The 20,650-nt window shown below is 72.4% G+C and carries 14 protein-coding genes and 1 pseudogene; 7 read left to right on the top strand and 8 right to left on the bottom strand.

Annotated features, from left to right (window positions below):
* Nucleotides 1–3: 3 nt before the first annotated feature.
* The gene (locus tag AB0B58_RS18735; RefSeq protein ID WP_360224917.1) at nt 4–675 is read right to left on the bottom strand and encodes a GntR family transcriptional regulator; all 672 of its coding nucleotides are present in this window, start codon (nt 673–675) and stop codon (nt 4–6) included.
* A 16-nt stretch (nt 676–691) separates the two neighbouring features.
* On the opposite strand from AB0B58_RS18735, the gene AB0B58_RS18730 reads away from it, so the two are divergent.
* Nucleotides 692–3,493 carry an FAD-binding and (Fe-S)-binding domain-containing protein gene (locus AB0B58_RS18730; protein WP_360224915.1) on the top strand — a complete coding sequence of 934 codons (2,802 nt, stop codon included), beginning with the start codon at nt 692–694 and terminating at the stop codon, nt 3,491–3,493.
* Between the two features lie 13 nt (nt 3,494–3,506).
* Here the strand turns inward: AB0B58_RS18730 and AB0B58_RS18725 are convergent, their stop codons facing one another.
* The 6 genes and pseudogenes from AB0B58_RS18725 to AB0B58_RS18700 all read right to left on the bottom strand — a co-directional run bounded on the left by AB0B58_RS18725 (nt 3,507) and on the right by AB0B58_RS18700 (nt 11,808).
* On the bottom strand, nt 3,507–5,834 hold the full coding sequence (locus AB0B58_RS18725; protein WP_360225312.1) for a glycosyl hydrolase family 65 protein: 2,328 nt from the start codon (nt 5,832–5,834) through the stop codon (nt 3,507–3,509).
* A 111-nt stretch (nt 5,835–5,945) separates the two neighbouring features.
* Nucleotides 5,946–6,683 (bottom strand): annotated as a pseudogene (locus AB0B58_RS18720) (HAD-IA family hydrolase); the annotation flags it as partial.
* Between the two features lie 144 nt (nt 6,684–6,827).
* Nucleotides 6,828–7,718 (bottom strand): carbohydrate ABC transporter permease, encoded by an 891-nt coding sequence (locus AB0B58_RS18715; RefSeq protein WP_360224913.1) that lies wholly within the window; start codon nt 7,716–7,718, stop codon nt 6,828–6,830.
* A complete protein-coding gene (locus AB0B58_RS18710; protein ID WP_360224911.1) occupies nt 7,718–8,623 on the bottom strand; it encodes a sugar ABC transporter permease in 906 nt (301 codons plus the stop codon). Before AB0B58_RS18710 ends, AB0B58_RS18715 begins: the two co-directional genes overlap by 1 nt.
* A gap of 1 nt (nt 8,624) precedes the next feature.
* Nucleotides 8,625–10,028 carry an N-acetylglucosamine/diacetylchitobiose ABC transporter substrate-binding protein gene (ngcE, locus tag AB0B58_RS18705; RefSeq protein ID WP_360224909.1) on the bottom strand — a complete coding sequence of 468 codons (1,404 nt, stop codon included), beginning with the start codon at nt 10,026–10,028 and terminating at the stop codon, nt 8,625–8,627.
* A 13-nt stretch (nt 10,029–10,041) separates the two neighbouring features.
* Nucleotides 10,042–11,808: a serine hydrolase gene (locus AB0B58_RS18700; protein WP_360224907.1), complete on the bottom strand. Its 1,767-nt coding sequence runs from the start codon at nt 11,806–11,808 to the stop codon at nt 10,042–10,044.
* A 124-nt stretch (nt 11,809–11,932) separates the two neighbouring features.
* Between AB0B58_RS18700 and AB0B58_RS18695 the strand changes: the two genes are divergently transcribed.
* The gene (locus AB0B58_RS18695; RefSeq protein ID WP_360224905.1) at nt 11,933–13,666 is read left to right on the top strand and encodes a glycoside hydrolase family 3 N-terminal domain-containing protein; all 1,734 of its coding nucleotides are present in this window, start codon (nt 11,933–11,935) and stop codon (nt 13,664–13,666) included.
* Nucleotides 13,663–14,940 (top strand): DUF1343 domain-containing protein, encoded by a 1,278-nt coding sequence (locus tag AB0B58_RS18690; RefSeq protein WP_360224903.1) that lies wholly within the window; start codon nt 13,663–13,665, stop codon nt 14,938–14,940. Before AB0B58_RS18695 ends, AB0B58_RS18690 begins: the two co-directional genes overlap by 4 nt.
* On the opposite strand, the gene AB0B58_RS18685 is transcribed toward AB0B58_RS18690, so the two are convergent.
* A complete protein-coding gene (locus AB0B58_RS18685; RefSeq protein ID WP_360224901.1) occupies nt 14,919–15,905 on the bottom strand; it encodes a BadF/BadG/BcrA/BcrD ATPase family protein in 987 nt (328 codons plus the stop codon). The genes AB0B58_RS18690 and AB0B58_RS18685 overlap by 22 nt on opposite strands.
* A gap of 69 nt (nt 15,906–15,974) precedes the next feature.
* On the opposite strand from AB0B58_RS18685, the gene AB0B58_RS18680 reads away from it, so the two are divergent.
* The 4 genes from AB0B58_RS18680 to AB0B58_RS18665 all read left to right on the top strand — a co-directional run bounded on the left by AB0B58_RS18680 (nt 15,975) and on the right by AB0B58_RS18665 (nt 20,529).
* The gene (locus AB0B58_RS18680; RefSeq protein WP_360224899.1) at nt 15,975–16,895 is read left to right on the top strand and encodes a MurR/RpiR family transcriptional regulator; all 921 of its coding nucleotides are present in this window, start codon (nt 15,975–15,977) and stop codon (nt 16,893–16,895) included.
* Entirely contained in the window at nt 16,892–17,809 is a 918-nt protein-coding gene (murQ, locus tag AB0B58_RS18675) for an N-acetylmuramic acid 6-phosphate etherase (RefSeq protein ID WP_360224897.1), read from the top strand. Before AB0B58_RS18680 ends, murQ begins: the two co-directional genes overlap by 4 nt.
* Nucleotides 17,810–17,944: 135 nt before the next feature.
* Nucleotides 17,945–19,069: an epoxide hydrolase family protein gene (locus AB0B58_RS18670; RefSeq protein WP_360224895.1), complete on the top strand. Its 1,125-nt coding sequence runs from the start codon at nt 17,945–17,947 to the stop codon at nt 19,067–19,069.
* Between the two features lie 443 nt (nt 19,070–19,512).
* A complete protein-coding gene (locus tag AB0B58_RS18665) occupies nt 19,513–20,529 on the top strand; it encodes a glycoside hydrolase family 11 protein (RefSeq protein WP_360224893.1) in 1,017 nt (338 codons plus the stop codon).
* The last annotated feature ends 121 nt before the right edge of the window (nt 20,530–20,650 follow it).

The raw sequence follows: 20,650 nt of genomic DNA, 5'->3' as shown, positions 1-20,650 counted from the left end.
GGGTCAGGGGCGGCCGCGGCGCAGGTTTCCCACCAGCAGGCCCCGGGTCGCCTCGAGGTGGGCGCGCATGGCGGCCTCGGCGGCGGCGCCGTCGCGGGCCAGGACGGCGGTGACCACCGGTTCGTGCTCGGCGTGGATCTCGGGCAGGGTGCGGCCGCTGGCGGTGGTCGGCGGGCCGAGCAGTGCGGTGGTGGTGCGCAGCCGCTCGACGATGGCGGCGGTGCGGTGCCGGCCCGAGGCGCGCAGCAGCAGGTCGTGCAGGGTGCGGTCGGCCGGCCAGAAGGCGACTTCGTCGCCGGACGCGGCCGCCGCGGCCATGGCGTCCAGGGCAGCCCGGATGGTGGCGTGCTGCTCGTCGGTGCCCCGCTCGGCGGCGTGGCGGGCGGCGGGCGGTTCGAGGGCGAGGCGGATGTCGACGATCTCCTCTATGTCGTGCGCGCTCGGCGGCAGGACGCGGAAGCCGCGGTTGCGGCGGATCTCGATGAGTCCCGCTTCCGCGAGGCGGAGCAGGCCCTCCCGGGCGGGGCTGCGTGACACCCCGAGAAGCTCGGCCAGCTGGTAGACGGAGTAGGTCGTGCCGGGCACGAGCTCGCCGGCGGCGACGCCGTCCCGGACGGCCTGGGCGACGGCGTCGGCGAGGGTGTGTGCATCCGGCGGCAGGGCAAGCTCGGGCATGAGTAACATGTTACTTATGAGCGAGCGGCCGCACGGAGTGGTGGAGTCCCTGCGAAGGGCGGGGCTCGAGGTGCGGGCCGACGCCGGCACCCTGGGGATGTACTCCTCCGACGCCTCGCTGTACCGGATCCCCCCGCTCGCCGTGGTGCGGCCCCGGCACGTCGACGAGGTCGCCGCGGCGCTCGCCGTCGCCCGCGAGGCCGGGGTGCCGCTCACCTCCCGCGGCGCCGGCACGTCGGTGGCCGGCAACGCCGTCGGCCGGGGCATCGTGCTGGACTTCTCCCGTCACCTGAACCGGGTGCTCGACGTCGACCCCGGCGCGCGCACGGCGGTGGTCGAGCCCGGCACCGTGCACGCCGTCCTGCAGAAGGCCGTCATGCCGCACGGCGTCCGCTTCGGGCCGGACCCGTCGACCCATCCGCGCTGCACCATCGGCGGGATGATCGGCAACAACGCCTGCGGCTCGCGGTCGCTCGCGTACGGCCGCACCTCCGACAACGTGGCGGGGCTCGAGCTGCTGACCGCCGCGGGCGACCGCCTCACCACCGGCTACGACGACAACGGCGCCTCCTTCGTGCACGGCGCCGACTCCGTGATCGCCGCTGTCCGGGACGCGGTCGGCGCACGCCTGGCCACCGCCCGGACCGAGTTCGACCGGTTCGGTCGCCAGGTGTCCGGCTACGCCGTGCAGCACCTGCTGCCCGAGCGGTTCGACCTCACCAGGGCGCTCGTCGGCTCGGAGGGCACCCTGGCGGTCATCACCCGGGCGAGCGTGAAGCTGGTCGTCGACGCGCCGGTCCGGGTCGTCGTGGTGCTCGGCTTCCCGGACATCATCGCGGCCGGCGAGGCCGCACCGGCGGTGGTCGCGCACGGCCCGACCTCCTGCGAGGGGCTCGACTCGCGGCTGCTCGACGTGATGCGGGCCCGCCGCGGCCCGGACGCCGTCCCGCCGTTGCCGCGCGGCGGTGCCTGGCTCTTCGTCGAGCTGGCCGGCGAGGAACTCGGCGAGGTTGCCGCCCGGGCACAGAAGCTGGCGGCCGACGGCATCGGCGAGGACTCCCTCGTCGTCACGGACCCCGCGCGCCAGGCCCGGCTGTGGCGCATCCGGGAGGACGGCGCGGGCCTGGCGGGCCGCGCGCCCTCCGACAAGCCCGCCTGGCCCGGCTGGGAGGACGCCGCCGTGCCGCCGGAGAAGCTGGGCGCCTACCTCGCGCGCTTCGACGACCTCGTCTCCTCCTACGGCATGACGTCCGCACCGTTCGGCCACTTCGGCGACGGATGCATGCACGTGCGGCTCGACTACCCGCTCGACCAGCCCGGCGGCACGACGGTGCTGCGCGAGTTCCTCACCGACGCGGCGAGGCTCGTCGGCGAGTTCGGTGGATCGCTGTCCGGCGAACACGGCGACGGCCGGGCCCGCTCGGAGCTGCTGCCGCACATGTACTCCGCGGACGCGATCGCCCTGTTCGCCGGGGTCAAGCACGCCTTCGACCCGGGCAACCTGCTCAACCCCGGCGTGCTGGTCGATCCGGACCCGGTCGACGCCGACGTCCGGCCCGCCGGGCGCTTCCCCGTCAAGCACCTCGCCATGGCGTACCCGCACGACGACGGCGACCTCGGCCAGGCCGTACACCGCTGCACCGGCGTCGGCAAGTGCCGCGCCGACAACTCCGCCGCGGGCGGCGTCATGTGCCCGTCCTACCTGGCCACGCGCGAGGAGAAGGACTCCACCCGCGGACGCGCCCGGATCCTGCAGGAGGTCGTGCGCGGCGAACTGTCCTGGTCGCACCCGTCGGTGCACGACGCGATGGACCTGTGCCTGGCCTGCAAGGGCTGCGCCTCCGACTGCCCGACCGGCATCGACATGGCCACCTACAAGTCCGAGGTGCTGCACCAGAGCTACTCCGGCCGGCTGCGGCCGCGCTCGCACTACACGCTCGGCAGGCTGCCGTTCTGGGCCCGCCTGGCCGGGTGGATGCCACGGCTGGCCAACGCGGCCGTCCGGCTGCCCGTCCTGGGCGGCCTCGCACTCCGGCTGGCCGGTGTCGACCGGCGGCGTTCCGTGCCGGCCTTCGCCCGGCGCCCGTTCCGGCGCAGCTTCACCCCGGCCGCGGCCGAGGGCCGCAAGCCGGTGGTGCTCTTCGCCGACTCCTTCTCCGACGCCTTCTCGCCCGAGGTCGCCGAGGCGACGGTACGGGTGCTGCGCGCCGCCGGCTACGAACCGCGGCTGCCGTCCGGCTCGGTGTGCTGCGGCCTGACCTGGATCACCACCGGCCAGCTCGACTCGGCGAGGAAGATCCTCTCGCGTACGATCGCGACGCTGGCCGCCGACGCCCGTGACGGCGTCCCGATCGTGGGCATCGAGCCGTCCTGCACGGCGGTGCTGCGCTCCGACGTGCACGAGCTGCTGCCCCGCGACGCCGACGCCGCGCTCGTCGCCGAGTCCGTGCACACCCTCGCCGAGCTGCTCGCGAAGACCCCGGGCTGGACCCCGCCGGACCTGTCCGGCGTCGACCTCGTCGCCCAGCCGCACTGCCACCACCACGCCGTCCTCGGCTGGAAGGCCGACGCCGACCTGCTCGCCGCCAGCGGCGCCCGGGTGCGGCGCCTGGCCGGCTGCTGCGGCCTGGCCGGCAACTTCGGCGTCGAGCTCGGCCACTACGAGGTCTCCGTCGCCGTTGCCGAGCAGAACCTGCTGCCCGCGCTCGACGCCGCCCCCGACGCGGTCGTCCTCGCCGACGGCTTCTCCTGCCGCACCCAGGTTGCCGACCTGCGGGACCGGCCCGCCGTGCACCTGGCCCAGCTGCTCGACCGCTGAGGACCCTGGGCGGTCACACCGCCGCGGGATCCGCGGAGCGCGGTCCGGCGTCGTGCGTGCGGTATTCGCCGGGGAAGGAGGCGGGCGAGGTCGCGCTGACGGTGAACTCCCGGCCGTAGTGCTGCGCCGTTACCGGGTCTCCGCTTCGCAGGGAGTAGGTGACGAGATGCTCTTCGATGTCCACCTCGAGGAGCGATCCGCGGATCTGCAGCGGAATACGCAGCCGGCTGGTGCGCGTGGGCAGCATCGGGGAGAACTGTGGCCGTTGTCCGCGCCAACGGTATCCCGCGAATCCGTACACGAGTGCCATCCAGGAGCCGCCGGCGGACGCGACGTGGACGCCGTCTCGCAGATTGCCCGCGGTGTCGGCCATGTCCACCGCCGCGGCGTCGAAGAGGTACTCCTCCGCGCTGCGGTACTTGCCGACATCTGCCGCCGCGATCGCCTGGATGCATTCGGACAGCGACGAGTCCCCGGTGGTCAGCGGGTCGTAGTAGTCGAAGATCCCGCTCCGCTGCGCGGCGGTGAAACGATCGGGCAGGAGCACGGTGGCGAGGACGACATCGGCCTGTTTGATCACCTGGTGGCGGTAGATGACCAGCGGATGGTAGTGCAGTAGGAGCGGGTAACGATCCAGGGGCGTCCCGGCGAAGTCCCACGGTGCCTGGTCGAGGAAGCCGTCGTCCTGGAGATGGACACGGGCCTGCTCGTCGTACGGGACGTAGACCTGTTCGGCGGCGCGGCGCCACGTCGCCGGCTCCCCGTCACGCAGGCCGGTGCGATCGACCATCCGGCGGTAGTCCGACGGGGATTCCACCCGCACGCGGTCCACGGCGTCCGCGGCGATTCTCAGGTTCTCGGCGGCCATCAGGTTGGTGAACAGGTTGTTGTTCACCACCGTGCTGTACTCGTCGGGTCCGGTCACCTTGTGGATCACGAACCGGCCGCCGCGGCGCTCGGAGAAGAAGCCCAGGTCCGTCCACATGCGCGCCGTCTCGACCAGGACCTCGACGCCGTGCCGGAACAGCAGGTCGGTGTCGCCGGTCACGCGGACGTACTGGTCGAGGGCGTAGGCGATGTCGGCGTCGATGTGGTACTGCGCGGTGCCCGCCGCGTAGTAGGCCGAAGCCTCATCGCCGATGATGGTGCGCCACGGGAACAACGCCCCGGCGCAGCCGACCTCGCGTGCCCGGCGGCGGGCGTACGGAAGCATCCGTACGCGGTGCATGAGCAGGCTGCGGGCCACTGCCGGGGTGGTGTGGATCAGGAACGGCAGCACGTACACCTCGGTGTCCCAGAAGTAGTGGCCCTCGTAGCCGGTGCCGGTCAGGCCCTTTGCGGGTACTCCGTGTCCCTCGCTGCGCAATGCCGCCTGCATGATGGTGAACAGGTTGAAGCGCAGGGCGTGCTGCACGGCGGGACGGCCCTCCCACACGACGTCGCTGCGCGTCCAGAAATCGCCGATCCGACCCTCGTGCTCGGCCAGTACGGCCGCGTAGCCGGCGGCTCGAGCCTGGTGCAGCGTCGCCTCGGCGCGGCTGGACAGATCCGTCGCATCCGCGGCGTCGTAGTGGTAGGCCAGCCATTTGGTCAGCGTGGCGGTCTGCCCCGGCCGGGCGTCGACGTCGAACACGACGTTGGCGCGGTCCGCGTCGAGCTTGGTACGTGCGTACGTGATCGCATTCCCGTCGAACTCGTGGTCCATCCCGGCCGCGACCACGAGCCCGCTGCGCAGCGTTCGATAGGTCCGGATGACCCGGGCGTCCTCGACACACTCGACGTCGGGCGCAAGCGCCTCGCCGGTGAGGACCCGGCTCCGTCTCGGATCGTCCGCCGGTTCCTGGGCCGCCGGATGACGGGTGACCAGGTCTGAGGAGAGCGTCAGGTGTCCGGGGGCGTCGAGTGCGGTCAGTTCGTAACGAATGCACGCCAGATGCCGCTGAGCCAGCGACACGAAGCGCGTGGTGCGCAGCCGGAACCGCCGGCCGTCCACCAGCTGGTACACCACCGAGCGCTCCAGGACGCCTCGCCGCATGTCCAGTGCCCGCTCGAATTCCTGGACCTCGGTCGTCTCGCAGGTCACCGGGTCGTCGTCGACGAGCAGGCGGATGGTGGTGCCGTCGGGAACCGGCAGGATGGTCTGGCCGGTGCTGGCGAACCCGTGTGCCCTCTCCGGGTACACGATCGGCCACGTCTCGTGGAAGCCGTTGAGCAGGGTCGTCGGCCGGTAGGACGGCTCGCCCTCCTCGAACGAGGCCCGGATGCCGAGAAATCCGTTCGATACCGCGAACAGCGTCTCGGTCTGTTCGACGTAGTCGGGGTTGTAGGCGCGCTCGACCATGCGCCAGGGATCGGGCGGGTAATCCCCCGTGTCCGCGATGATCCGCCGCGCCGCGGCCACCAACCGGTGGTCCCGCGGACCTGCCCGGTGCACCTCGGCGGTGGGCGCGGCGAGCAGTTCGCCGATGTCGGCGACCACGATGTCGGCGCCGTGGGCGGCCAGTTCCTCCGTATGCCCGTCCCGGTCGACCCCGACCACGAGCCCGAACCCGCCGGCCCGGCCGGCCTCGACGCCCGCGATGGCGTCCTCGACCACGATCGCCCGCTCGGGCGGGACGCCGAGCCGGCGGGCGGCCTCCAGGAAGCCGTCCGGCGCGGGCTCGTCGCGCGGACGCAGTGCCGGCGCCGCCTCACCGTCGACCTGGATGTCGAACAGATTGGTGATGCCGGCGTGCGCCATCACCCGCTCGAAGTTGCCGCTGTTCGACACCACCGCGGTCTTGAGCCCGGCCTCGCGCAGCTCCCGCACCCAGGCGATGGACCCGGGGAAGACCTCCACACCGGTCCGCCGCAACTCGCGGTCGACCAGCAACCGCTCCCGGTTGCCCAGCCCCCAGATCGAATCCTCCCCCGGCCGGGAGTCCGGGTTGCCCTCGGAGAGCTCGATCCCGCGGGCGGCCAGGAATTCACGCACGCCTTCCTGACGTGATCTGCCGCCGAGGTAGGCGGCGTAGTCGGACGCCTCGTCGAACCAGCCGCTGCTGGTGCCGTGCCCGGCATCCCAGCTACGCAGGAAATCGTCGAACGTCCGCTTCCACGCCGCCGCATGAACCGGACGGGTGGCGGTCAGAACCCCGTCGAGATCGAACAGAACCGCCTCGAAATCATCGAGGGCGACTGAGGATGACATCGTGATCCTCCCGCGCCATTTTACCAAGCCAGGCTTCCTGGCGAGGCATTACCTGCTCTGTCGCCCAGCCGGCTCAGCAGCGCCGGCAGCACGTCGAGGTTCGTCGGGAGCCACTGCGACGCGGTGGGATACGGGCCGGCCTGCCTAGCGGAGCTGGCCGGCGGCCAGGCCGCTCTGCACCTGCCGGTGGAACAGCAGATAGCCGGCGATCACCGGCAGCATCGCGATGGTCATCCCGGCGAACAGGCCGCTGAAGTCACCGCGGTACCCCTCGTTGACCGCGAGCGCGGTCAACCCCTGCGCCAGCACCCACCTCCGCTCCGCCCCCTCACCCTGCATGAGCACGATCGGCAGGACGTACTGGTTCCACTGGAACAGGAAGTTGAAGATGCCGACGCTGACCAGCCCGGGCCGGGCCATCGGCAGCATGATCGCGAAGAACAGCCGGAAGTGTCCGCACCCGTCGACCATCGCGGCCTCGGCGACCGAGGTGGGCAGGGTGCGGAAGAACGCGGTCAGGAAGAACACCGTGAACGGCAGCGAGTAGGCCGCGTACACCAACGTCAGGCCGGGCAGGGTGCCGAGCAGGCCGAGGTTGCGCACCACGAAGAAGAGCGGCACGAGCGCCAGGAAGACCGGGAACATCATGCCGCCGACGAAGGCGAAGTAGACGATCCGGCTGCCGCGGAACCGGTAGCGGGCCAGCACGTACGCGGCCATGGCGCCGAGCAGCATGGTGAGGGCGAGCGCGCCGGTCACCACGATCGCGCTGTTCAGGAAGTACCGGCCGATGTGGGCCTCGTTCCAGGCCCGCCCCCAGTTCTCCCACCGCAGCCGCGACGGGAGGCTCCACGGGTCGGTCAGGATCTCGTTGTCGCTCTTGAACGAGCTGAGCACCGCCCACAGCAGCGGCAGCGTGGTGAGCAGCGCCCAGCCGATCAGGAACACGTGCGAGAGCACCGGGACCCCGCGCTGCGGAGCCGGCGGCCTCGCCAGCGGCGGCGACTCCCGGTGGCTCTCGGTGAGCACCGCCATCACAGCTCCACCCGCTCGCGGCGGGTTGCCCGCAGGAACGTGACCGCCACCGTGAGGGTCATGAAGAACATCGCCACGCCGATGGCCGAGGCGTAGCCGAACTGCCCGTCGGCGAACGCGGTCTTGTACAGCCGCAGGCCGACCACGTCCGACGAGGAGCTCGGCCCGCCGTCGGTGATGATCTGCACCACGGCGAACCCGTCGATCGCGATGATCGCCAGGTACACCCAGGCCACCTGGATGGTGTCCCACACCAGCGGCACCGTGATCCGGACCAGGGTGGTGAGCCGGTTCGCGCCGTCCAGCAGCGCCGCCTCGTAGAGGTCGCGGGGTATCGACTGCATGGCCGCGCTGAAGAGGACCACGTAGAAGCCCACGTTCATCCAGACGAGCACGGCCAGCACGCACCAGAACGAGAATCTCGGGTCACCCAGCCACGCCACGGCGAGCCCGTCCAGCCCGGCCGAGCGCAGGACACCGTTGATCATGCCGGTGTGCGGTGCGTACATCTCCTTCCAGAGCACGCCGATGATCGCCACCGACAGCACCTGCGGGAAGAAGTAGACGACGCGGTAGAAGCCGGCTCCGCGTACGCCGTGCACGCCCACCCGGTCCGAGCGCCCGCCCACGCTGATCATCGAGGCGAGGAAGAGCCCGAGCAGGATCGTCGCCACCGGCAGCAGCACGAGCATCAGCCCGTTGTGCCGCAGCGCGTTCCAGAAGTAGGCGTCGCCGAACAGCCGCCGGAAGTTGTCCAGCCCGACGAAGTCGTACGTCGGCGACAGCCCGCTCCAGTTCGTGCCGGCGATCTGGAACGCCTGCGCGTACGGCGAGACGACGAGGACGCCGTACAGCAGCAGGGGCGGGATCAGGAAGGTGGCGATGAACAGCCGCTTGCCGCGCACCTCAGGCCCGCTTGTACTTCTTGACCGCGGGATCCTGGGCGAACTCGTCGGCCGACCGCTGTATCTTCTCGCACCACTGCGCCGCGTTGATCCGCCTGGTGTACAGCTCGGCGCACGCCGCGTCCACCCGCTCGCGCTCCAGCTTGCGGTAGTAGGACGAGTAGAGCCAGGTGAACGCGCCGCCCTTGGATGCCTCGATCAGCCCGGTCACCGACGTGAGGCCCGGGCCGAGTTCGATGCCGGCGGCGGCCCCTTCGACGCAGGTGAGGCTGCTGACCTTGCGGGTGAAGTCGGAGGCGCCCTGCCGCGAGAGCATGACCCGCAGGTATTCCAGGCCGCCGCGGACGTTCCTGCCCTTGGCCGGCACGATGAACGGCTCGCTGCCGGTGCCGCGGAAGGCCTCGAACGGCATCCGGTCGCTTCCGGTGAGGCTGGGCGTCGGCGCGACGGCCATCCGGAAGTCCGGCGGGGTGACCGCCTTCTGCTCGTTCTCCAGCCACGATCCGCAGGAGACGAACGCGGCGTGGCCCCGGGACCACTCGGTTTGCGACTGGACGTGATCCATGCCCTCGGCGCCCGGCTGGAGGTAGCCGTCGACGGCGAGCCGGTGATAGGCCTCGGCGGCCGCCTTGACGGCGTCGTGCTTCCAGGCGTTCGGCTCCAGGTTGTCGATCGCCTTGATCACCTCGATGCCGCCCAGCTTCGCGGCCGCGGCCAGGATCGGCCAGCTCATGTAGCGCGAGTGCTTGCCCGGATAGGTCCAGGGCGCGATGCCCGCCGCCTTGATGGTCTTGCAGAGGGCGATCATCTCGTCCCACGTCCTCGGGTACTCCCAGCCCCTCGACTCGAAGAGCTTCCGCGAATACCAGACGCCGTACGCCGAGTAGGCGTAGTTCAGCGACAGGAATCTGCCGTCGTACGAGCCGACGTCGACGATGCCGGGCAGCAGCGTGTCGCGGACCTTCCTGTTCGGGTCGTCGAGGCTCGGCGCGTCGAGCAGTTCGCCGAGATCGGCCAGCGCGCCCTGTGAGACCAGGCCGTTGAAGTCGATCTGGCTGCCGCCGGAGTTGTTCACCACGTCCGGCGGGTCGCCCGCCACGAACCGGGGCTGCAACGTCTCGGCGATCTTCTGGGTGGCGGAGTGCTTGATCTCCGCCTCGGGGTGGCGCTGCCGGTACATGGCCTCGTGCGCCTTGGCGTACTCCTCGCCGAAGCCGCCGTTGAAGATGACCACCTCCAGCGGCGCGTCCCGCTTGACCCCCAGCGGGTTGCCCGCGCTGGTCTCGCCCTTGGCACCGCCCTCGGCGCCGTCGTCGCCGCCCACGGCGCACCCGGCGAGTGTGCCCGCGGCGGCGACGCCCGCCGCGCCGTGCAGCAGCCCGCGCCGACTGATCCCGTATCCCATGTCCGACTCCCGCCTATGAGTTCACTGGGTTCCAGCCGTCGGCGGCGAGGGTGGTCGTGCCGTCGACGAGAATCGCTCCGGGCTCGAACACCCGGAGACGGTCGATCAGGACGCCGCGTCCCTGCGAGTCGGCGTCGGTGCGGTAGCTGAAACGCAGCCGGGTCGTGCCGGCCGGCACGTCGGCGCCGGCCAGCCACCAGTGGCGGGCGCCGAAGCCGGTGTACGTGCCGTCGCCGGTGAACCGCTCGCGGCCGGCGCGCAGGGTCGCCGGCAGGGGCACCCAGGTCACGCCGTCGGCCGACGACTCGACCGCCGCCGTGTCGCGGACCGGCTGGGTGTCGTACCAGAAGCGGAACGAGGCCCGCGCCCGCTCACCCGCCGGGCGCCGCAGCGGGGCGGTCAGCGTCATGACCGCCCCGTCGCGGGTGCCGGCCCGCCACGGCGCGCCGCCGGCGGGTGTGTGTATCGGGTGCGCGGCGGCGAACGTACGCGCCAGGGCGCGCCGGGCCACGTTGTTATTCCCCCAGGCCCGGTCCGGGTGCACCCGGTTGCTGAGCAGGATGAGGAACGACTGGTCGAGCGGGTCGATGACGATCGACGTGCCGGTGAACCCGGTGTGCCCGAAGGTGACCGGCGAGGTCATCCCGTCCATGTACCAGTGCTTGGCGAGTTCGAAGCCGAGCCCGCGGGCGCTCTCGGGGTACCGCTGCCGCAGGTCCGCGTTGTAGTCGACGAGCGCCTGCCGGACCATCGGCCGGGACAGGATCCGCCGGCCCCGGTAGGTGCCGCCGTCGAGCAGCGTCTGGCACAGGACCGCGAGGTCGTCCGCGGTGGAGAAGACGCCGGCGTGCCCGGCGGCGCCCCCGAGGGACCAGGCGTTCTCGTCGTGCACCTCGCCCCGGACCACGCCGCGGTTCACATCCGGCTGGTACTCGGTGGCGGCGGTCCGGTTCCGCTGCCCGGGGCCGGGGTTGTAGCCGGTGTCGCGCATGCCGAGCGGGCCGGTCACCCCGGCGCGGACCGCGTCCGCGAGCGACTCGCCGGTGACGCGCTGGATCAGCACGCCGAGCGCGATCAGGCCGATGTCGGAGTAGACGTACTGCCTGCCGGGCGCGGACCCGGCGGTGACCGGCGTGGCGAGGGCGGCGGCGAACCGCTGGTCGGGCGTGTCGTACCTCGAGTAGAACGGCAGGAACGCGGGGAGCCCGGAGGTGTGGGTGAGCAGGTGCCGGACCGTCACCTGCTCCTTGCCGCCGGCCGCGAACTCCGCGACGTGGTCCGCCACCGGCGCGTCGAGGTCCACCCGGCCGGCCTCGACCTGCTGGAGCACCACGATCGTGGTGAACAGCTTGGAGATCGAGGCGAGGTCCCACACGGTGTCGGTACGGGCGGGGACGCGCCGCCCCGGGGGCAGCTCGACGATCCCGCCGGCGCCCGCGGTGTAGCGGACCGCGTCTCCGACCGCGAAACGCGAGATCACGACGCCGTGGTGCGCGGCGAGCACGGTGGCGCCCGCGTACGCGGGGTGTCCGGGGTGGTCGGGCGTGGGCTCCAGGTACGACGCGGCGGTGCCGGGCAGGGCGGCGACCGGTCCCGGCAGCAGGCCGGCCTGGCGCGCGGTGCCGGTGCGCAGCACGTCGCGCCGGAACCGGATGTCGGCGGGGGTGACGGCCGGCGCCTGGGCGGGCTCGGCGGTCACGGGCCGGGCGGCCGCCGCGGGCGTGCCGGCGACGAGGCAGGCGACCACGCAGAACGGGGGTACGAACCGGAGTCTGATCATCAACGATTCTCCATACGTCGATCTGTCGAGGATGAATGTTTCCTTCGTAGCTGGCAAGGGGGGCGAATGTTATTGCCATCCCGCGCCCACCCGACTACGTTCTGACACCATGCGAACGCGTCCCGTGGCTGTTCTCGCTCTCGCCGCTCTGGGTCTCACGGTCCCCGCCGTTCCGGCCGCCGCGAAACCCGCATCGTCGCCGGTCGATTCGATCCTGGCCCGGATGACGTTGCCGCAGAAGATCGGCCAGCTCTTCACCACCTACGTCTACGGCAACGACGCGAACACGCCGTCGGTTGCCGACGCCGCCGCCAACCGCCGCCTGTACGGCGTGGACACCCCCGCGGAGGTCGTCGCGAAGTACCACCTCGGCGGCGTCATCTACTTCGGCTGGACGAACAACCTGCAGAACCCGCGCCAGATCACCACGCTCGGCAACGGGCTGCAGGCCGCCGCCACCGCCGCCCCGCTGACCATCTCCACCGACCAGGAGCACGGCATCGTCTCCCGGATGCCGGCGCCGGCAACCCAGTTCCCCGGCGGGATGGCGCTCGGCGCCGGCCGCAGCGCGCGCGACGCGTACCGCACCGGGCAGGTCACCGGGGCCGAGCTGCGCGCGGTCGGCATCAACCAGGCCTGGGCGCCGGTGGCCGACGTCAACGTGAACCCGGCCAACCCGGTCATCGGGGTGCGCTCGTTCGGCAGCGACCCGCGCCTCGCCGCCGCGCTCACCGCGAGCCAGGTGCTCGGGCTTCAGCGCGGCGCGAACACCTCCGCCTCCGCCAAGCACTTCCCCGGGCACGGCGACACCGCCACCGACAGCCACACCGGCCTGCCGGTGATCACGCACACCCGCGAGCAGTGGCAGCGCATCGACGCGCCGCCGTTCAAGGCCGCGATCGCGGCCGGCGTCGACGCCATCATGAGCGCGCACATCGTGGTGCCGGCGCTCGACCCGGCCCTCGACCCGGCCACCCTGTCGAAGCCGATCATCACCGGGCTGCTCCGCGGCGAGCTCGGCTACCGCGGCGTGATCGTCAGCGACTCGCTGCAGATGGCCGGGGTACGGCAGAAGTACGGCGACGACCGCGTACCCGTGCTGGCCCTCAAGGCCGGCGTCGACATGCTGTTGATGCCGCCGGACATGCGGGTGGCCTACGACGCCGTGCTCGGCGCGGTCGCCTCCGGCGAGCTCACCGAGGCCCGCATCGACTCCTCGGTGCGCCGGATCCTCGCCCTCAAGCAGAAGCGGGGCCTGCTGTCCTGGACGCCGCTCGACCCGGCCGCCGCCGAACGCGTCGTCGGCTCGCCCGGGCACGTCCGCGTCGTCCGGGCCGTCACCGACCGCACCGTCACCGCGATCCGCAACGACGCGGGCCTGCTCCCCTTCTCCGGCGCCGGGGGGTCGGTGCTGGTCACGGGGTGGAGTTCCAGCGCGCACCACAACGTCGCGGCGCTGGCCGGCGCGCTCGGCGGCACGCCGCTGGTCACCGACCTGCCGAACGACGCCAAGATCGCCGAGGCGGTCGCCGCGGCGCGCACCCACGACCGCACCGTGGTGCTCACCAGCAGGGCGTGGGACACCACGGTCGCCGACCCGGGTGGCCGGCAGCGAGCCCTCGTCAAGGCCCTGGTCGCGACCGGCAGGCCGGTCGTGGTGGTGGCGGTCCGCGACCCGTACGACCTCGCGGCCTTTCCGGAGGTCACCACGTACCTGGCCACCTACAGCCACACGGGTGTCTCCATGGAGTCGCTGGCCAAGGTCCTGCTCGGCACCGAGCGACCGCGCGGCAAGCTGCCGGTCGAGCTACCCGGGCTCTACCCGTACGGGCACGGGCTGACCTGGAAGGTCCCGTGAAGCGGCGAGGCCTGCTGACCGCGGGCGCGGCCGGCGTCGCCGCCGGGCTGAGCGGCGCCGCGCCGGCCGCCGCGAAACCCGGCCTGCTCCCCCGCCTTCCGGTGCAGACCGGGATGGACCGGCTCGCCGCCGCCGGCTGGGACGCGGTCCGGGGCGAGCGCATCGGCGTCGTCTCCAACCCGACCGGAGTGGACCGCGGGTACCGGCACCTGGTGGACCGCATGCACGCCGACGGCGTGACCATCGGCGGCGTCTTCGGCCCCGAGCACGGCTTCCGCGGCTCGGCGCAGGCCGGCGGCAGCGAGGACACCGGCACCGACGCGCGCACCGGGCTGACCGTGTACGACGCGTACCTCGCCTCGCAGGCCAGGTGGGCCGAGATGTTCACCGCCGCCGGCGTGCGCACGGTCGTCTTCGACATCCAGGACGTCGGCGCCCGCTTCTACACCTACATCTACACGCTGTACGACTCGATGGTCGCGGCCGCCCGGCTGGGCCTGCGCTACGTGGTGCTGGACCGGCCCAACCCGGTGGGCGGCCGCGCGTACGGGCCGATGATGACGGACGGCTTCACCTCCGGCGTGGGCCGACTGAAGATCGTGCAGCAGCACGGCATGACGGTCGGCGAGCTGGCCCGCTTCTACAACGGCGAGTTCCTGCCCGCCGAGGCGGGACGGCAGGTGAGCCTCGACGTGATCGCCTGCCGGGGCTGGACCGGCCGGCTGCGCGCCGGCGACACCGATCTGCCGTGGGTGCTGCCCAGCCCGAACATGCCCACACCGGACACCGCGATCGTCTACCCCGGCACCGGCATGTTCGAGGGGGTGTCGTCGCTGTCCGAGGGCCGCGGCACCACCCGGCCGTTCGAGCTGATCGGCGGTCCGGGCTTCGACCACCGCTGGTGCGACCGGGTGACGGGGCTGAACCTGCCCGGCGTGGAGTTCCGGGAGGCCTACTTCACGCCGACGTTCAACAAGTTCGCCAACCGGCTCTGCGCCGGGATCGAGGTGAAGGTGACCGACCAGGCCGCGTACGACCCGATCCGTACGGCGGTCGCCATGCTGGTGGAGGCGCGCCGGGAACCGGCGTTCGCCTGGCGCGTGGACGGCGGCACCCGGTACTGGATCGACCTGCTCACCGGGTCGTCGCGGCTGCGCACGATGATCGACGCGGGCGCGCCGGCCGGCGACGTGGTCGGTGCGTGGGCCGGCGAGCTGGCCGCGTTCGAGGCGCGGCGCCGCCCGTACCTGCGCTACTCCCGGCTCGGCTCGTGAACGCTGCCGGTCAGCCGCGCGTGCACCACCGGCGCCACGGGGGCGCCGGTGAGCAGGCCGACGGCCAGCGCGGCGGCACCGCCGGCGCCGTCGAGCGCCGCGCGGGGCTCGGCGCCGGTGCGCGCCAGCAGGCCGGCGCGCACCGCCCGGCCGACCGGTCCGGGACCGAGCAGCACCGACCCGGCCAGCACCACGACGGCGCCGGGCGGCGGCTCGACGCTGTCGAAGGTGTGCAGCAGGCGGCCGGCGGCCGCGGCGCAGATCCGCCCGGCGACCGCGTCGCCGGACCCGGCCGCGGCGCCCACCGCGGGCGCCAGCCGGCCGAGGGCGGCGGGCGGTGCCGCGAACCCGGCCGCGACCAGCGCCTGCGCGAGGTCCTCGCGACACGACCCGGGCTCCAGAGTGAAGTGTGCGCGGGCGGCGTCCACCAGGGTGGTCGGCGCACCGCGGCCGTCGAGTGCGGCGAGGACCGCGCGCAACGCGCGCACCCCGATCCACACCGCGGAGCCCTCGTCGCCCAGCAGCCAGCCGTAGCCGTCGCAGCGGCGCCGCAGCACCCCGCCGGCGAACCGGGCGGCCAGCGCGCCGGTGCCGGACAGCAGCAGCACGCCGTCGGGCCCGGCCGTGCCGGCCGCGTACGCGACCTCGAGGTCGGTCACCGCGACCACCTCGCCGGTCAGCCCGGCATCGTGCCAGGCCCGGACGGCGGCCGCGCGGAAGGCCTCGCGGCCGGCGCCGGCCGAACCGGCCGCGCCGAGAACACCGAGGCGCACCCGGGTACGGTCGACCGGTCCCAGCGCCGCGGTCAGCGCCGCGCGCAGGGCCGTGCTCGCCTCGCCGCCGCTGCTGTTGCGGTTCGCGCCGCCGGCCGCGCCCCGGCCCACCACCGCGCCGTCGAGGGTCGCGACCACGCACCGGGTGGTCGTGGCACCCGCATCGACGCCGACCACCATCGTCGTGCCCATAGTCCGGTGACCGTACCCCGTCGGTGGAGACAATTGACGATCGACGCCGAGCGAAGGAAACTTTTCTCCATGACAGGCCGGAAGCGCGGCACGCCGCAGTCGCCAGCAGCGGAAACCACGGTACGGGTGCGTGGCCTGCTGCCATCGCTGTCGCCGGCCGAACGGCGGGTGGCCCAGGTGGTCATCGACGAGGCGGCCACCGCCGCCCGGCTCACCATCACCGACCTCGCCGAGCGCGCCGGCTCCAGCGAGACCACGGTGATCCGGTTCTGCCGGGCGCTGGGCTTCGCCGGCTACTCCGAGCTGCGGCTGACGCTGGCCCGCGAGGCCGGCCGCGCCTACGAGGCCGCCACCGCCGACGACGAGCCGGTGGGCAGCGACATCAGCGAGAGCGACGACCTCGCCCAGGTGGTCAAGAAGATCGCCTTCGCGGACGCCCGGGCGGTCGAGGAGACCGCCACGCAGATCGACATCGCGGTGCTGAAGCAGGTGGTCGACCTGGTGGCCGGCGCGCGGCGGGTGGACATCTACGGCGTCGGCGCGAGCGCCTTCGTGGCCAGCGACTTCCAGCAGAAGCTGCACCGGATCGGCCGGGTCGCGTTCGCGTGGAGCGACACCCACCTGGCCCTGACCAGCGCCGCGCTGCTGGACGGGCGGGACGTGGCGTTCGGCATCTCGCACACCGGCACGACGAGCGACACCATCGACGCGTTCACCGAGGCGGGGCGGCGCGGCGCGCGTACGGTCGCGCTGACCAACTTCCCCAAGGCGCCGATCACGCGGGTCGCCGACCTGGTGCTGACCACCGCGGCCCGCGAGACCACGTTCCGCTCCGGCGCGATGGCCAGCCGGCTGGCCCAGCTCACCGTCATCGACTGCGTGTTCGTCGGCGTCGCCCAGCGCACGTACCAGGAGACCCGGACCGCGCTCGACGCCACCTACGCGGCGGTGCGCGGACGGCGGATCGGCACCGATCGGAGTCGTGGGTGAGGCCCCTGGACGAGGCGCCGCTGTCGCGCACCGAGCAACGCAACCCGCGCAGCGCCGCGATCGACCGGATGTCCACGCTGGACCTGCTGCGCCTGATCAACGCCGAGGACCACCAGGTGCCGGGCGCGGTCGCCGACGTGCTGCCCGACCTCGCCGCCGCTGTCGAACTGGCCGTGGCGGCGCTCGCCGGCGGGCATCGCGTGCACTACGTCGGCGCCGGCACCTCGGGGCGGATCGCGGTGCTGGACGCGGCCGAGCTGATCCCCACGTTCGGGCTGGCACCCGGCCGGGTGGTGGCACACATCGCGGGCGGGTCGCACGCGCTCACCCATCCGTCCGAGGGCGCCGAGGACGACGAGGACGCCGGGGCGGCGGCCGCCGCGGACGTCGGCGAGGGAGACCTCGTCGTGGGTGTCACGGCGAGCGGGCGCACCCCGTACGTCCGGGCGGCGCTCTCCGCGGCGCGCGTTCGCGGCGCGCGTACCGTGCTGCTGTCGGCGAACCCGGCCTCGCCGATCGCGTCCGGCGTGGACGTGCACGTCGCGCCGGACACCGGGCCGGAGGTCCTCACCGGATCCACCCGGATGAAGGCCGGCACCGCGCAGAAGCTGGTGCTCAACGCGTTCTCCACCGCGACGCTGGTACGTCTCGGGCACACGTACTCGAACCTGATGACCGACATGCTGGCCAGCAACGCCAAGCTGCGCGACCGGCAGCTGCGCATCCTGGCCGAGGCGACCGGCGCCGACCCCGAGCGCTGCCGGCAGGCGCTGCGCGCGGCCGACGGCGACGCGAAGGTCGCGGTCGTGACGCTGATCGCCGGCACCAGCACCGAGGCGGCCGGCCGGGCGCTGGCCGAGACGGACGGACACGTACACCGCGCGCTGAGCCTGCTCGATCACCACGCCGCCTGAGCGACGCCTCAGCGCAGGCGGGTTCCGGGTGTCCTAGCCGGATTCGCACGCGCATCGGTCCTCGCCCATGGGCTGGACCACCCCATAGCCTTCTACCTGTGAGCACAAGTGCGCCGGGCCACGAGGAGAAGCGCGATGAGCGACGACATCCGAACCTTCCGCATCGAGATCCCCCAACCGGAGGTCGACCACCTGCACGACCGGCTCGCCGGCGCCCGCTGGCCCGGTGAACTGCCCGACGTGGGCTGGTCCCGCGGCGTTCCGCTGGACTACCTGAAGGACCTCGCGGAGTACTGGCGCGCGGGGTACGACTGGCGGGCCCAGGAGGCGCGGCTCAACGGGTACCCGCAGTTCACGACCGAGATCGACGGCCAGCGCATCCACTTCCTGCACGTCCGGTCCGAACGGCCCGACGCGAAGCCGCTGCTGATCACGCACGGCTTCCCGAGCTCGGTCGCCGAGTTCCTGAACCTCATCGACCCGCTGGTCGACCCGGCCGCCGGTCAGGCCTTCCACGTCGTCGCGCCCTCGCTGCCCGGGTACGCCTTCTCGACCCCGCTGGCCGGGACGGGCTGGGCGATGGGCCGCACCGCGCACGCCTGGGTCGAGCTGATGCGCCGGCTCGGCTACCGGCGGTACGGGGTGCACGGCGGCGACGTGGGCGCCGGCGTCTCCGGCACGGTCGCCGGCATCGACGGGGAGCAGGTGATCGGCGTGCACGTGGTGACCGATCCGCTGACCGCCGCGAACGTCGCCACGTTCATTCCGGGGATGGCCGGCCGGCTCGACGACGGCGACCCGGTCGGGAAGCTGATCCTGGACAGGATGACCGCGTTCACCAAGGAGGGCTCCGGCTACCTGTCCATTCAGAACAGCCGGCCGCAGACCATCGGCTACGGCCTGGTCGACTCGCCGCTGCTGCAGCTGGCCTGGATCGCGGAGAAGTTCCACGAGTGGGCCGACCTGCCGATCGACCGCGACCAACTGCTCACCACGGTCAGCCTGTACTGGTACACGGGCTGCGGCGCCACCGCCGCGCACACCCTGTACGAGCAGGCGCACTCGTCGGACTGGGGCGCGCCACCCGCCGTGCCGCAGGGCTTCGCGGTCTTCGGCGCCGACGCGACGGTACGCAAGCTGGTCCCCGCGCCGCCGGGCGCGCACTGGTCCGAGTTCGAGCGCGGCGGGCACTTCCCGGCGATGGAGGCGCCCGCCCAGCTGGCGGCGGACCTGCAGGCCTTCTTCGGCCCGCTGCGCTGACCGGCGCCCCTTCTCTCATCGGCCGATGGCACCGCCGATGAGCTTCCGCAGCGCGTCGAGCGAGGTGCGCGCGGCCCGCCGGTCTGGCCGCATCCTGTTCGGAAGAGCTCCGGAACTTCCGGAAATTCCTGCTCGGATCCCTGAACCTCCTGTCAAAAAGCCGTGGTGATCATCTCGGACCAGATCAGCACGACGTGGCAATCATCGATCCATTGTCAACATCGGATTTCCGGAAGGTTACCGAAAGTTGTTGACACGCTGCTGGGTGGCCTCATACCGTCGCCATCGACGGGACTCATGACCGTCGATGGCAACCACCGCGACCCGCTCCTCCGGTCGTGCAGGACGACCGGCCCCCACCGCGTGGTACGACGCCCGACAGCCCGCAGGGTCGTACCGCGCTGCTGGCCTCCCGCCAGCTGTCACGAGGAGGAAGCAAGCACATGAACGACATCCCCACCGAACCGAGGAGGCGCGGCCTCCGGCTGCTCCTCGGCGCCGCGTGCGCCGCAGTGATGGCCGTCGGCGCCACGGTGATAGCCGCGCCCAACGCGTACGCCGAGGCCGACCGGACCGTCAGCTCGAACTCCACGGGCACGCACAACGGGTTCTACTACTCGTTCTGGAAGGACAGCGGCAACGCGAGCATGACGCTGCGCGCCGACGGCCGGTACTCCAGCAACTGGGGCAGCGGCACCAACAACTGGGTCGGCGGCAAGGGCTGGGCAACCGGTTCCCGCAGGACGATCAGCTACTCGGGCAGCTACAGCCCGAACGGCAACAGCTACCTCGCCCTGTACGGATGGACCCGCAACCCGCTCATCGAGTACTACGTCGTGGAGAACTTCGGGACGTACAACCCGAGCACCGGCGCCACCCGGATGGGTTCGGTCACCAGCGACGGCAGCACCTACGACCTCTACCGCACCCAGCGGGTCAACCAGCCGTCGATCGACGGCACCGCCACGTTCTACCAGTACTGGAGCGTCCGCCAGCAGAAGCGGACCGGTGGCACCATCACCACCGCCAACCACTTCGACGCCTGGGCCCGCGCCGGGCTGAACCTCGGCACCAACCACGCGTACCAGATCGTCGCCACCGAGGGCTACCAGAGCAGCGGGAGCTCCGACATCACCGTCAGGGAGGGCGGCAACCCGACCACCGGGCCCACCACCAGCAACCCGCCCGGAAACCCCGGCAACTGCACCGCGACGCTCTCCGCCGGCCAGCAGTGGGGCGACCGGTTCAACCTCAACGTCGCGGTCAGCGGCACCAACACCTGGGTCGTCAGCCTCGGCCTCGGCGGCAGCCAGAGCCTGCAGAACAGCTGGAACGCCTCCGTCAGCGGCACGAGCGGAACGATCACCGCCAGGCCGAACGGCAACGGCAACAACTTCGGGGTGACGATCATGGCCAACGGCAACTGGACCTGGCCGACCGTCACCTGCCGGACGGGCTGACCCCGGCCGGCTCCTGACACCGCACCTGTGGCGCGGCGGCCGAGGCCCCGCCAGCGTCTCCGGTACGCACAGCTGGGCGGCCTGCTGCCCGGGGTCGTCCGGGACTACTCCACCGGCGTAC

This window comes from Actinoplanes sp. NPDC049118, assembly GCF_040648555.1.
Classification (GTDB): domain Bacteria; phylum Actinomycetota; class Actinomycetes; order Mycobacteriales; family Micromonosporaceae; genus Actinoplanes.
This window is presented reverse-complemented; position numbering and strand designations above follow the sequence as displayed.